The sequence below is a fragment of the Streptosporangium sp. NPDC053982 genome (assembly GCF_055585205.1).
Genome location: NZ_JBVJKQ010000003.1, coordinates 331,851 through 344,540 on the forward strand (window position 1 = coordinate 331,851; position 12,690 = coordinate 344,540).

General features: G+C 69.1%; 13 protein-coding genes. 6 read left to right on the top strand and 7 right to left on the bottom strand.

The window, feature by feature from the left end; translation table 11 throughout:
* Window positions 1–5: 5 nt before the first annotated feature.
* Window positions 6–404 carry a response regulator gene (locus ACZ6W9_RS06770; protein ID WP_389956286.1) on the bottom strand — a complete coding sequence of 133 codons (399 nt, stop codon included), beginning with the start codon at window positions 402–404 and terminating at the stop codon, window positions 6–8.
* A gap of 197 nt (window positions 405–601) precedes the next feature.
* On the opposite strand from ACZ6W9_RS06770, the gene ctaE reads away from it, so the two are divergent.
* From ctaE to qcrB, 4 genes are read left to right on the top strand one after another with little or no spacing between them, the layout of a single operon-like run.
* The gene (gene ctaE, locus ACZ6W9_RS06775; protein ID WP_470116842.1) at window positions 602–1,219 is read left to right on the top strand and encodes an aa3-type cytochrome oxidase subunit III; all 618 of its coding nucleotides are present in this window, start codon (window positions 602–604) and stop codon (window positions 1,217–1,219) included.
* A gap of 16 nt (window positions 1,220–1,235) precedes the next feature.
* Complete coding sequence (gene qcrC / locus ACZ6W9_RS06780) at window positions 1,236–2,045, top strand: cytochrome bc1 complex diheme cytochrome c subunit (RefSeq protein WP_470116843.1); 810 nt, start codon at window positions 1,236–1,238, stop codon at window positions 2,043–2,045.
* Entirely contained in the window at window positions 2,042–3,148 is a 1,107-nt protein-coding gene (qcrA, locus tag ACZ6W9_RS06785; protein WP_470116844.1) for a cytochrome bc1 complex Rieske iron-sulfur subunit, read from the top strand. The genes qcrC and qcrA overlap by 4 nt, the downstream gene beginning before the upstream one ends.
* A complete protein-coding gene (qcrB, locus tag ACZ6W9_RS06790) occupies window positions 3,145–4,791 on the top strand; it encodes a cytochrome bc1 complex cytochrome b subunit (RefSeq protein WP_389955040.1) in 1,647 nt (548 codons plus the stop codon). Before qcrA ends, qcrB begins: the two co-directional genes overlap by 4 nt.
* 168 nt (window positions 4,792–4,959) lie before the next feature.
* Here the strand turns inward: qcrB and ACZ6W9_RS06795 are convergent, their stop codons facing one another.
* The 4 genes from ACZ6W9_RS06795 to ctaC all read right to left on the bottom strand — a co-directional run bounded on the left by ACZ6W9_RS06795 (window position 4,960) and on the right by ctaC (window position 9,255).
* Window positions 4,960–6,171 (bottom strand): L,D-transpeptidase, encoded by a 1,212-nt coding sequence (locus ACZ6W9_RS06795; RefSeq protein ID WP_470116845.1) that lies wholly within the window; start codon window positions 6,169–6,171, stop codon window positions 4,960–4,962.
* Window positions 6,172–6,371: 200 nt separating this feature from the next.
* Window positions 6,372–6,767 (bottom strand): cytochrome c oxidase subunit 4, encoded by a 396-nt coding sequence (locus ACZ6W9_RS06800; RefSeq protein ID WP_189244589.1) that lies wholly within the window; start codon window positions 6,765–6,767, stop codon window positions 6,372–6,374.
* The gene (ctaD, locus tag ACZ6W9_RS06805) at window positions 6,764–8,425 is read right to left on the bottom strand and encodes an aa3-type cytochrome oxidase subunit I (protein WP_389955047.1); all 1,662 of its coding nucleotides are present in this window, start codon (window positions 8,423–8,425) and stop codon (window positions 6,764–6,766) included. The genes ACZ6W9_RS06800 and ctaD overlap by 4 nt, the downstream gene beginning before the upstream one ends.
* Window positions 8,422–9,255: an aa3-type cytochrome oxidase subunit II gene (gene ctaC / locus ACZ6W9_RS06810; protein WP_470116846.1), complete on the bottom strand. Its 834-nt coding sequence runs from the start codon at window positions 9,253–9,255 to the stop codon at window positions 8,422–8,424. Before ctaC ends, ctaD begins: the two co-directional genes overlap by 4 nt.
* Window positions 9,256–9,385: 130 nt before the next feature.
* Between ctaC and ACZ6W9_RS06815 the strand changes: the two genes are divergently transcribed.
* Together ACZ6W9_RS06815 and ACZ6W9_RS06820 are read left to right on the top strand one after the other, a co-directional pair.
* Entirely contained in the window at window positions 9,386–10,522 is a 1,137-nt protein-coding gene (locus ACZ6W9_RS06815; protein WP_362945627.1) for a cysteine desulfurase family protein, read from the top strand.
* Window positions 10,523–10,551: 29 nt separating this feature from the next.
* Window positions 10,552–10,821: a sulfurtransferase TusA family protein gene (locus ACZ6W9_RS06820; protein ID WP_389955057.1), complete on the top strand. Its 270-nt coding sequence runs from the start codon at window positions 10,552–10,554 to the stop codon at window positions 10,819–10,821.
* Between the two features lie 117 nt (window positions 10,822–10,938).
* On the opposite strand, the gene ACZ6W9_RS06825 is transcribed toward ACZ6W9_RS06820, so the two are convergent.
* Together ACZ6W9_RS06825 and erpA are read right to left on the bottom strand one after the other, a co-directional pair.
* Window positions 10,939–11,925, bottom strand: a complete 987-nt coding sequence (locus tag ACZ6W9_RS06825; RefSeq protein WP_389956288.1) for a carbohydrate kinase family protein — start codon at window positions 11,923–11,925, stop codon at window positions 10,939–10,941.
* A 235-nt stretch (window positions 11,926–12,160) separates the two neighbouring features.
* A complete protein-coding gene (gene erpA, locus ACZ6W9_RS06830) occupies window positions 12,161–12,514 on the bottom strand; it encodes an iron-sulfur cluster insertion protein ErpA (protein ID WP_362945633.1) in 354 nt (117 codons plus the stop codon).
* Between the last annotated feature and the right edge of the window lie 176 nt (window positions 12,515–12,690).

The window sequence follows — 12,690 nt, forward strand, 5'->3', positions numbered from 1 at the left end:
CGGGGTCAGTGGGCGGTCAGGCGGCCGGACAGCCGGCGGCGCATCAGGCCGGCGACGGCGTCGGCGAGCGTCACCGGGTCGATGGGCTGCGGCACGACGGCGTCGGCCCGCGACCACTCCGCCAGCCAGCGGTCGTCCCTGCGGGCGATCAGCAGGCAGATCGGCGGGCAGTCGTGGACCTCGTCCTTGGCCTGGCGGGCCACCCCCATGCCGCCGGCCGGCTGGGCCTCCGCGTCGAGCACCGCCACGTCGATCTCGCCGGAGTCGAGGTGCTGGACGACCTTGGCGTGGGTGGCGCACTCCACGATCTCCACGAGGGGCACGTCGGCGGCCGGGCGCCTGCCGACGGCCTGCCGCACCTTCTCCCGGGTGGCGGCGTCGTCGCTGTAGACGAGGACCCTCATCTTGTCGTCGGTGCTCACGGTCTGCGCTCACTCATCCCTTGTCGATGTATGGTCACCTGGGATGCTACCGGTCACCCCGCCCGCGGACCCAGGGCGGAGGCACTGACGGACGGAAAACTCTGTTCGTCCTGTTTGAGGTGACATTCAGGGCCCCTATCGGGGGGCCGTGCGGCGACCCGACCAGGGGAGCCGCAATAATGCTGGGCGTGGCGACAGCATCCGCAATCTCAACGACGACGACAGCACACTCGTCCCGCAGGCCCGACCTGGTCAGCGTGGGGACGATCGTCTGGCTGTCCTCCGAGCTCATGTTCTTCGCGGCGCTGTTCGCGATGTACTTCACCATCCGGTCAGTGAGCATCGGCCGGGGCATGCCCTGGCCCGAGGCTCATCTGAACGTCCAGTTCTCGCTGGTCAACACGATCATCCTGGTCCTGTCGAGTGTGACCTGCCAGCTTGGCGTGTGGGCGGCCGAGAAGGGCCAGGTCGCCAAGCTGCGCTTCTGGTACGTCGTCAGCTTCCTGATGGGCGCCGTGTTCGTCGGCGGCCAGCTGTACGAGTACAGCCAGCTGGTCCACGAGGGGCACACCCTGTCGCACTCCGCGTACGACTCGGTGTTCTTCCTGACCACGGGCTTCCACGGCCTTCACGTGACCGGTGGACTGATCGCGTTCCTGTTCATGCTGGGACGCACGTACGCCGCGAAGCGCTTCACCCGTGAGCAGGCGACCAGCGCCATCGTCGTGTCCTACTACTGGCACTTCGTCGACGTGGTCTGGATCGGCCTTTTCGTGACCATCTACGGCATTCACTAAGGAATCGGGGATCTCTGTGACTAGGATCACCGCTGGACGGCGGCATCCCCTCGCGAGATACGCCGTCCTGCTTCTGGCCCTCGGGCTGCTCGGAGGTCTCTACACCTTCGTGGCCTCGACGACGGGGCGCGCCGACGCCTCCATCGCGGCGGGCCGGGCCGACGACGTAGCCGAGGGCAAGAAGCTCTTCCAGCAGAGCTGCGCCAGCTGCCACGGCTTCAACGCCGAGGGCGGCGACCAGGCGCCGTCGCTGGTCGGCGTCGGCGCCGCGGCCGTCGACTTCCAGGTCAGCAGCGGGCGCATGCCGCTGGCCAAGCCCGAGGCCCAGGCGCCGCGCAAGCCGCCGCCGCCGTGGGTCAACGAGACGACCATCCGCCAGCTCGCGGCCTACGTGCAGTCGCTGGGCGGCGGCCCCGCCGTCCCCGCGGCCGAGCAGGTCGACCCGGCCAAGGGCGACCCGGCCAAGGGCGGCGAGCTGTTCCGCGCGAACTGCATCCAGTGCCACAACTTCGTCGGTGCCGGAGGCGCCCTGACCCAGGGCAAGTACGCCCCGAACCTGACGGAGTCCACGCCGACGCAGATCTACGAGGCCATGATCACCGGCCCGCAGGCCATGCCGGTGTTCAACGACAGCATCATCACGCCCGAGCAGAAGCGGGACATGATCGCCTACATCACGGGCGTCCGCAGCCAGGTCGACCCGGGCGGCGCCGGTCTCGGCCGCATCGGCCCGGTCACCGAGGGTCTGACGGCCTGGATCGTCGGTCTCAGCCTGCTCGTCCTGGCCGCCATCTGGATCACCGCGAAGAAGCGACAGGCCAAATGACTGACAACAACCACGACATCGAACAGCCCGAGGGGCGCGTTCCCAAGCGCGTCATCGGCACCCCCTCGCCCGCCACGAGCGCGCCCGTGCTCGGCGTCGACGAGCGCCCCGGGGACCAGAGCGTCCCCGGGGTCGTCCCGCAGGCCGAGGCGACCGCGAGGAAGGGCGAGCGGATCGCCGCCCTCTGCTTCCTCCTGACCGCCCTCGGGGGCGTCGCCTTCATCGTCTCCTACGTGGTCTTCCAGGTCGGGGACATCGACTCGGCGCGCGCCTCCAACGTGGCCCTGGGCGGCTCGCTCGCCCTCGCGCTGCTGGCCATGGCCGCCGGCATGGTGGTCTGGGTCCGCCTGGTCATGCCGAAGTACAACATGGTCCAGGAACGCCACGAGATGGCCTCCGACGGCCCGACCCGCGAGTACGTCACCGAGACGTTCAAGCACGGCGTCGACGAGAGCGGCTTCGTCAAGCGCCCGATGCTGCGCCGTACGCTGCTGCTCGCCGCGGCCCCGCTGGGCCTCGCGCCGCTGGTCCTGCTGCGCGACCTCGGCCCCCGCTACAAGGACTTCCCCGCCAAGCTCCGGCACACCGTCTGGGGCGAGAAGACCAAGGACGGCAAGCCGCGCAGGCTCGTCGTCGAGGGCACCGGCGCGCCGATCCGCGCGGCGGACTTCAACTCCCCCGGCGGCATCCTCTCCGTGGTGCCCGAAGGGTACGAGCACGACCTGAACGCGCTGGCCAAGGCCACGCTGATCCTGCTCAAGTTCCGGCCGGAGGAGCTCAAGTCCGGCACGAACCTGAACTGGACGCACGACGGCATCGTGGCGTACTCGAAGATCTGCACGCACGTCGGCTGCCCCGCGGCCCTGTACGAGCAGACCACGCACCACATCCTCTGCCCGTGCCACCAGTCCACCTTCGACGCCGCCGACGGCGCCAAGGTGATCTTCGGCCCGGCGGCCCGGCCTCTGCCCCAGCTCCCCATCGACGTCGACGAGGAGGGCTTCCTCGTCGCCACGGCGGACTTCGCCGTCCCGCCCGGTCCCAGCTTCTGGGAGCGCGGGGACGCCGAGGCGAAGGTCCGTGAGAACGGAGGCCACGCGTGAGCACCACGACCGTCCCGAAGCCCATCGCGGGAACGAGCACCTTCCTCGACGACCGCCTGGGCGCCGGGAACTTCATGCGGCGCAACCTGAGGAAGATCTTCCCCGACCACTGGTCCTTCCTGCTGGGTGAGATCGCCCTCTACTCGTTCATCGTCCTGCTGCTGACCGGCACGTTCCTGACGTTCTTCTTCAAGCCCAGCATGGGCGAGGTCCCCTATGACGGCTCCTACGAGCCGCTCAAGGGCGTCATGATGTCCGAGGCGTACGCCTCGTCGCTGCACATCAGCTTCGACGTGCGCGGCGGCCTGCTGATGCGGCAGATGCACCACTGGGCGGCCCTGCTGTTCATCGGCGGCATGATGGTGCACGCGCTCCGTGTGTTCTTCACCGGTGCGTACCGCAAGCCGCGCGAGCTGAACTGGCTGATCGGCGTCGGCCTGCTGACGCTGGCCCTGCTGGAGGGCCTGACCGGCTACTCCCTCCCCGACGACCTGCTCTCCGGCGCCGGTCTGCGGATCACCGAGGGCGTGGCGATCTCGCTGCCGCTGGTCGGCACCTGGATCACGTTCTTCCTCTTCGGCGGCGAGTACCCCGGCGAGGACGTGATCTCCCGGTTCTACTCGCTGCACATCCTGCTCATCCCGGGCATCCTCCTGGCGCTCATCTCCGCCCACATGATCCTGATGTGGGTGCAGAAGCACACCCAGATGCCGGGCAAGGGCCGGACGAACGAGAACGTCGTCGGCGCGCCGTTCTACCCCGCCTTCATGGTCAAGGCCGGCGCCTACTTCATGTTCACCTTCGGCGTCATCGCGCTGCTGGGCGCCTTCGCCCAGATCAACCCGATCTGGCTGTTCGGCCCCTACACCCCGGCGGACATCTCGGCCGGCTCGCAGCCCGACTTCTACATGGGCTTCCTGGAGGGCTCGCTCCGCCTGATGCCCGCGTGGGAGATCAACGTCGCCGGGTTCACCCTGCCGATGAGCGTGCTGATCCCGGCGCTGGTCCCGATGGGGATCATCATGACGGGCCTGGCGCTGTACCCGTTCATCGAACAGTGGGTCACCGGCGACCGGCGCGAGCACCACATCGCCGACCGCCCCCGCAACAACCCGCACCGCACCTCGATCGGCATGGCGGCGGTCACCTTCTACGGCGTCCTGTGGCTGCTGGGCGCCAACGACGAGCTGGCCGCGTTCTTCCACGTCTCGCTGAACGCGACCACCTACACCGGCCGGGTACTGATCTTCCTCGGCCCGGCGATCGCCTACTACGTCACCTACCGGATCTGCCTCGGCCTGCAGCGCGCCGACGCCGCGGTCATCGGGCACGGTGTGGAGTCGGGCGTCATCAAGCGCCTGCCCACCGGTGAGTACATCGAGGTCCACGTCCCGCCGAACCCGATCATCGAGGCCCACGTGCGCGGCAAGGCCGCGGTCCCGATGCTCCCGGGCGCGGACGGCGACGGCGGCGGCGAGCGCGACGGCGTGCCGCCCAGGCAGCTGCGCGGCCCGATCGGCAGGCTCCGCGTCAAGATGAGCCGGGCCTACGGCGGCGAGAAGATCCCGCTGGAGGACGGTCACGGTCACGGCGACGAGCACGCCGCGATCGAGCCGGGCGAGGACAGGTCCCTCACCCACTGATCCACCGCTGATCCGCCACGGGAAGGGCCCGGACACCGCCACGGTGTCCGGGCCCTTCTTCCGTCTCCACACGGCCCCTCAGGGCTTCGTACGGCCTCACCGGCCGATGACCCCTGAAGCTGGGGCGACGACGTCCGTACGGCCCGCTCAGGGCCTTTCGGAGGGTGGTCACAGCTCCTCGGTGACGAAGTGCTTGGTGCTGCTCCACTTCAGCCAGTCCTTCCAGCTCTCCTGCCACTGCCCCCAGCCGTTGGTGGGCTCCAGCGGGCGCGGCGAGCCGGTGATGATGATCGGGTCGCCGACCAGCGTGTTGTCGAGGAACCACTTGGCGTCCGCCGGGCTGACGTTGACGCAGCCGTGGCTGACGTTGGAGTTGCCCTGCGAGCCGACCGACCACGGCGCGGCGTGGACGTACTCGCCGCTGTTGGAGATCCGCACCGTGTCGTAGACGGTCATCTGGTAGTAGCCCGACTCGCCGGGACCGATCCCGGGCGATGTCATGACCGTGACGTTCTCGCGTGACATGGCCAGGTGGATGCCGTTGGTCGTGTAGTACTTCCACGCGCCGCCCTGGCCGGCGCTCATCGGCATCACCCGCACCTTCCTCCCGTCGCGCCTGACGGTCAGGTAGTGGGTGTCGGTGCTGCCCCGGGTGATCTGCGAGCGGCCGACCTTGAAGTCCAGCGTGAGGTTCCGCTTGCCGTACAGGCCGTCGCCGCCGCGGACCCCGGCGAGGCGGGCCTCCAGCCTGACCTTTGTGTGGGCCGGCCAGAAGGTCTTCGGGCGGAAGTGCACGGTCTTGTCGTCGAACCAGTGCCAGGCGCCGGAGACCGGCTTGGAGGCGGTGACCAGCAGGTTCCGCTCGACCGAGACGCGGTCGGTGATCGGCTTGTCGAAGGTGAGCATGATCGGCATGCCGACGCCGACGGTCAGCCCGGTGTCGTCCCTGTTCGGCTGGACGCTCTCGATCGAGAAGGTCTCCCGGGCCTTGACCGTGGTGAAGGAGCTGGTGGTCTGGGTGAGCTTGCCGTCGGGGTTCACCGCGGTCACCGTGACCCGGTAGGAGGCCCCCGGCGGGATCGTGCCCCAGCTGTGCCAGCGGGTGCCGTCGGCGCTCATCGCGCCCGCCAGGGGGCCCTTGCGGCCCGTGACGGTGACGTTCTTCAGGGTGCCGTCGCGGGCGGAGACCAGGACGGTCGCGTCGGTCGGCACGTTGAGGGCCCCGTTGAGAGGGCTCACGGCGACGGCGGCGTCGGCGCGCGGCGTGGCGCCCGGCGTGCCCGCCGTCCGGGTGGAGGTGGTGTCCGAGCAGGAGGAGGCCGCCAGCGCCAGGGCCAGCAGGCTCACCCCCCATATCGGACCACGGATCGCCTGCCGCACATGAACTCCCTGTCCCGGTTCTGAACCACTAATTCAGTTATTACCCGGAGTAAGGGGATCACTACGGAGGACATCCGGCTTGTGCAGCTAACAAACGCCAAAAAGCGGACCACGGAAACTTTCCGTGGTCCGCTTTCGGATGTCCCGCGGGGCCCTCGCCGCGGCGGGGACCCCGTGGGGGCGGAGACCGGCGGGGCCGGTCAGTGGGAGAAGTGCCCCCGGTAGTACTCGAAGACGAAGCCGATCATGCTCATGATGACCGCGAAGACACCGATCATGAACAGCCACCAGCCGATGACCAGGCCGACCGCGGTGAGCGCGACGGCCAGGCAGACGAACAGCGGCCACCAGCTGTGCGGGCTGAAGAAGCCCAGCTCCCCGGCGCCGTCGGCGATCTCGCCCTGCTTGTCGTCCTCGGGCTGGTCGCCGATGCGGCGGGCGGTGTACATCAGGTAGTAGCCGATCATGAAGGCGAAGCCCACCGAGATGGCCATCGCCGTCGTGCCGACCGGCTCCTTGGACCAGTACCAGTAGACGACGTCCACCGCGGCGAAGAAGACGCCGCAGAGGATGAACAACCAGCCCTGAACCTTCATCGGGCGTCCTCCAGCTCACGAGGCGCGGTCACGTGCGGGTACTTGAGGTCGAACGCCGGACGCTCGGAGCGGATGCGCGGCAGCGAGGTGAAGTTGTGCCGCGGCGGCGGGCAGGAGGTCGCCCACTCCAGGGAGTTGCCGTAACCCCACGGGTCGTCCACCGTGACCTTCGGCGCGTACTTGGCCGTCTTCCAGACGTTGTAGAGGAACGGCAGCGTGGAGGCGCCGAGGATGAAGGCTCCGACCGAGGAGATCATGTTCAGGTCGGTGAAGCCGTCGATCGGGCTGTAGTCGGCGTAGCGACGCGGGAAGCCCTCGGCGCCCAGCCAGTGCTGCACCAGGAAGGTGGTGTGGAAGCCGATGAACAGCGTCCAGAAGTGCCACTTGCCCAGCCGGTCGTCCAGCATCTTGCCGGTGAACTTCGGCCACCAGAAGTAGAAGCCGGAGAACATCGCGAAGACCACGGTGCCGAAGACGACGTAGTGGAAGTGGGCCACCACGAAGTAGGAGTCCGAGACCTGGAAGTCCAGCGGAGGCGAGGCGAGGATGACGCCGGTCAGACCGCCGAAGAGGAAGGTGACCAGGAAGCCGACCGCGAACAGCATCGGCGACTCGAACGACAGGTGGCCCCGCCACATCGTGCCGATCCAGTTGAAGAACTTCACCCCGGTCGGGACCGCGATGAGGAACGTCATGAACGAGAAGAACGGCAGCAGCACCTGGCCGGTCGGGAACATGTGGTGCGCCCACACGGTGATCGACAGGCCGGCGATGACGATGGTCGCGCCGACCAGGCCGATGTAGCCGAACAGCGGCTTGCGGCTGAAGACCGGGATGACCTCGGTCACGATGCCGAAGAACGGCAGCGCGATGATGTACACCTCGGGATGGCCGAAGAACCAGAACAGGTGCTGCCACAGGATCGGCCCGCCGGTCTCGGGGGCGAAGATCTGCGCGCCGAGCTTGCGGTCGGCCTCCAGGGCCAGCAGGGCGGCGGCGAGCACCGGGAAGGCCATCAGCACCAGGATCGAGGTGAGGAGGACGTTCCAGGTGAACAGCGGCATGCGGAACATGGTCATGCCGGGGGCGCGCATGGTGACGATCGTGGTGATGAAGTTCACCGCGCCGAGGATCGTGCCCAGACCGGAGATGGCCAGGCCGCAGATCCACAGGTCGCCGCCGACGCCGGGCGAGCTGATCGCGTTCGACAGCGGGGTGTAGGCGAACCAGCCGAAGTCGGCGGCGCCGCCCGGGGTGAGGAAGCCCGACAGGGCGATGAGGCTGCCGAAGGTGAACAGCCAGTAGCTCACCATGTTCAGCCGGGGGAAGGCCACGTCCGGCGCGCCGATCTGCAGCGGCATCAGCTCGTTGGCGAATCCGGCGAACAGCGGCGTGGCGAACATGAGCAGCATCACCGTGCCGTGCATGGTGAACAGCTGGTTGAACTGCTCGTTGGTGGTGACCTGCAGACCCGGCTGAGCCAGCTCCGCCCGCATGATCAGCGCCATCACGCCGCCGATCAGGAAGAACGCGAACGAAGTGATCAGATAGAGGTGCCCAATGATCTTGTGATCGGTGGAGGACAACCACTTCGCGATGACGGAGCCCTTGCGGTCCGGCACCGGGACGGAGGTGAGGGGTTCGTTAAGTGCGGTCACTGGGCACCCGCCTGACTAGCGACGTACTGGTCGAACTCGGCCTGGGGGACGAGCTTCACCGAGAAGAGCATGCGACTGTGGTCCACACCGCACAGCTCGGCGCAACGGCCGGCGTAGACGGCGGGCTTGTTCAGCGTGTCGACCTCGAACTTGTTGTCCACGCCCGGGATCACGTCACGCTTGAAGTGGAAGGCCGGCACCCAGAAGGAGTGGATGACGTCCGGCGAGTGCAGGTCGAACTCGACCTTCCTGTCCACCGGGAGCACCAGCTGGGGGCCCTTGGTGTAGTCGCTGACCGGCCGGCCGACGACCTCCACCTGCTTGCCGTTGTAGTCGGTGGTGAAGCGCCAGCTCCACTGGAACGCCTCGACCTTCACCTTCACGTCGGGCTTGCCGGACATCTGGTCGATGTAGGTCTCGTCCCGGGCGGTGAAGTAGAAGAACACGCCGACCATGATGATCGGGACCACCGTGTAGAGGATCTCGATCGGGAGGTTGTAGCGGACCTGGGGAGGCAGCTCCTCCTTCGAGTTCTTCCTCTTGCGGTGGAAGGCCGCGGACCACAGGATCAGGCCCCACACGACCACACCGGTGGCGAGAGCGGCGATCCAGGATCCGTTCCACAGACTCTGGACCGTTTCGGCCTGCTTGGTGATGCCGACGGGCATGCCGGCGCGCTTCCACTCATCGGCACTGCACGCCGTCACGGAAACCAGCAGCAGCGCCAGAGCGGCAGCGCGTGGCACCCGGCGGCGGGCCAACGGACGCCGTGCAGAACGGCGGGTCGGACTCACGGATCGCCTACCCCACAGATGAAGCCCAGAAGTCACTCCTGGGCGGTCGTTTGTTCGTATTAACAACTCGTAGTTCACAGCTTCACGCTGGGGGACACATTAGCGCGGACTCACCTCGCCCCCCCGCGCAGCCCCCGGTTCCACCGAGCGGTGCGACGATTGAGGAATGGCGTACTTCGACGCGGCCTCCACCGAACCGCTGCACCCCCAGGCGCGCGAGGCGCTGATCGCGGCGCTCGACGCCGGCTGGGCCGACCCGGCGCGGCTGTACGGCTCAGCCCGCCGCGCAAGGATGTTACTGGAACAGGCGCGCGCCGAGGTCGCCGAGGCGATCGGCGCCCGGCCCGACGAGGTCTCCTTCACCGCCTCCGGCACCCAGGCGGCGCATCTGGGCGTGCTCGGCGCACTGTCCGGCCGCCGCAGGGCGGGCCGCCGCCTGGTGGTCTCCGCGGTGGAGCACTCCGCGGTGCTGCACGCCGCCGCGCTGCACGAGCGCGACGGCGGAACCGTCGAGACGGTCGGCGTGAACCGGGCGGGCGCGGTCGATCCGGCCGCCTTCGCCTCGGCCGTCGGCGCCGGGGACACCGCCCTGGCCTGCCTGCAGAGCGCCAACCACGAGGTGGGAACCTCACAACCGGTGGCCGAGGCCGCCGCGGCGTGCGCCGAGGCGGGCGTGCCGCTGCTGGTGGACGCCGCGCAGACCGTCGGCCGGATGCCGGTGCCGGCCGGCTGGTCGGTGCTGACCGCGAGCGCGCACAAGTGGGGCGGCCCGGCCGGGGTCGGGGTGCTGGCGGTCCGCAAGGGCGTCCGGTGGCGTTCCCCGCTGCCGGAGGACGACCGGGAGCGGCGGCGGGTCCCGGGTTTCGAGAACGTGCCGGCGATCATCGCCGCGGGCGTCGCGCTGCGGGCCGCCGCCGCCGACGCGGCCCGGGAGTCGGCCCGCCTCTCCGCGCTCGTGGACCGGATCAGGAGCGAGGTGCCGAGGATCGTGCCGGACGTCGAGGTCATCGGCGACCCCGTGGCCCGCGCCCCGCACATCGTCACCTTTTCGTGTCTTTACGTGGACGGCGAGGCACTGTTGACAGAGTTGGATAGGGCGGGGTTCGCCGTGTCGTCCGGCAGTTCGTGTACGGCGAGCACGCTTCGCCCGTCGCATGTCCTGGAGGCCATGGGGGTGCTGACACACGGGAACCTCCGGGTGTCGCTGCCCCGGGGGGCCTCCGCGGCGGACGTCGACCGCTTCCTCGCCGTCCTGCCGGACGTGGTGAAGAGGATCCGCGAGGAAGCGGGGATGCAGCCGTGACCGACCATTCTTCGGGGAGTGAAGTTGCCATGACGGCCGGCCAGACGACCGCGGAGGGGGCCGGGCAGACCCCGGCGCTGACCATCGACGCGCTGGGCAAGAAGTGCCCGATTCCGATCATCATGCTCGCCCAGCAGATCAACGACGTCCCGCGTGAGGCGATCGTGTCGGTCCTCGCCGACGATCCCGCGGCGTTCACCGACATCCCGGCCTGGTGCCGGCTCAAGTCGCACCACCACGTGGCCAGCCACGAGCTTCCCACGGGCGGCTGGGCCATCCACGTGCGGCGCAACTACTGAGCCGCCCGGCCCGGCACGGGCCGTCCGCCGCCGTGCCCGGCGTGCCGTACGGCCGGGACCGCCTGGTCCCGGCCGCGGATCACCCCGCCCGCCACGGGGTGATCCGCGAGGCAGGCGCTAGGGGTGGTGGCAGCGCACGTGGCGGGAGACCTCGTCGGCGGCCTCGGAGCCGTAGGCGGCGGCGAAGCGGTCGAGGAAGACCCGCTGGCCGAGGCGGTACTCCTGCCCGCCGACGTGCTCCAGGACGTGGGTGGCGGTGAGGTTGCCGAGCTGGCCGCAGCGCTCCAGGGACAGACCCCAGGCCAGGCCGGCCAGGAATCCGGCGCGGAAGCCGTCGCCGACGCCGGTGGGGTCGGCCTTGCCCAGCTCGGGAACGGCGGGGACGTGCAGGATGGGCTCGCCCCTGCGCTCGATCGCGACGCCCTTGGGGCCGAGCGTGGTGACGCGGACCTCGACGCGGTCGAGGACCTCGTCGGCGGACAGCCCGGTCTTCTGCTCGATCATGCCCTTCTCGTAGTCGTTGCTGAACAGGTAGGCGGCGCCGTCCAGCAGCGGGCGGATGTCGTCGCCGGACATGCGGGCGATCTGCTGGGAGAAGTCCGCGGCGAAGGGGATGCCGCGCCGGCGGGCCTCCTCGGTGTGCCGCAGCATCGCGTCGGGGTCGTTCGGGCCGACCAGGACGAGGTCGAGGCCGCCGAGCCGCTCGCCGATCGGGCCGAGCTCGATCAGCCGGGCCTCGGCCATCGCGCCGGTGTAGAACGAGGCGATCTGGTTGTGGTCGTCGTCGGTGGTGCACAGGAACCGGGCCGTGTGGTGCAGCTCGGAGGTGTGCACGGAGTCACAGTCGACGCCGTGCCGCTCCAGCCAGGACCGGTAGTCGGCGAAGTCGGCGCCGACCGCGCCGACGAGGACGGGCCGAAGGCCGAGGCACCCCATCCCGAAGGCGATGTTGGCCGCGCAGCCGCCACGGCGGATCTGCAGGTCGTCCACGAGGAACGACAGGGACACCCGGTCGAGCTGGCCGGCGATCAGCTGGTCGCTGAAGCGCCCCGGGAAGGTCATCAGATGGTCGGTCGCGATGGAACCGGTGACGGCGATGCGCACGGGGTTCTTCTCCTCGTTGTCGGCATCAGGAAGATGGTCGTGGGGCGGGCCGTGCAGGCGTGCGGACACCCTGGCATCGGGCATGCGGACACCCTGACATCAGGCGTGCGGACACACGGCTTCGGGCATGTGAACACACTGACATCGGGCGTGCGGACACATGACTTCAGGCGTGCGGACACACGACGGCCCCGCCGGGTGGGTCAGCTCACCCGGCGGGGCCATCGTATTGCGACTAGTTGAAAGAGTCGCCGCAGGCGCACGAGCCCGTGGCGTTGGGGTTGTCGATCGTGAAGCCCTGCTTCTCGATCGTGTCGACGAAGTCGATCGTCGCGCCCATGAGGTAGGGGGCGCTCATCCGGTCGGTGACCACACCGACCCCGTTGAAGTCGGAGACGACGTCGCCGTCCATCGAACGGTCGTCGAAGAAGAGCTGGTAGCGCAGGCCGGAACAGCCGCCGGGCTGCACGGCCACGCGCAGCTGGAGCCCCTCCTCGCCCTGCTGCTCCAGCAGGCTCTTGACCTTGGCGGCGGCGGCGTCGCTGAGGATCAGGCCCTGCGCCGTGGTCTCGCTGCTCTCAACCGACATGTTGGTGACTCCCGCGTCTACGTCAACCGCCCGTTCGAGACGGTTGTCTGTTTCTGACGTCCTACTAAGACGCTACCAACACCCGCGCGGGCCCACACATTCCTGCGGGTCCGCCCTCCCGGCGCCGGCGCGCCGTGACCGGGCTCGCCGACCCGTGCGGACCCTCCCCCGCACGG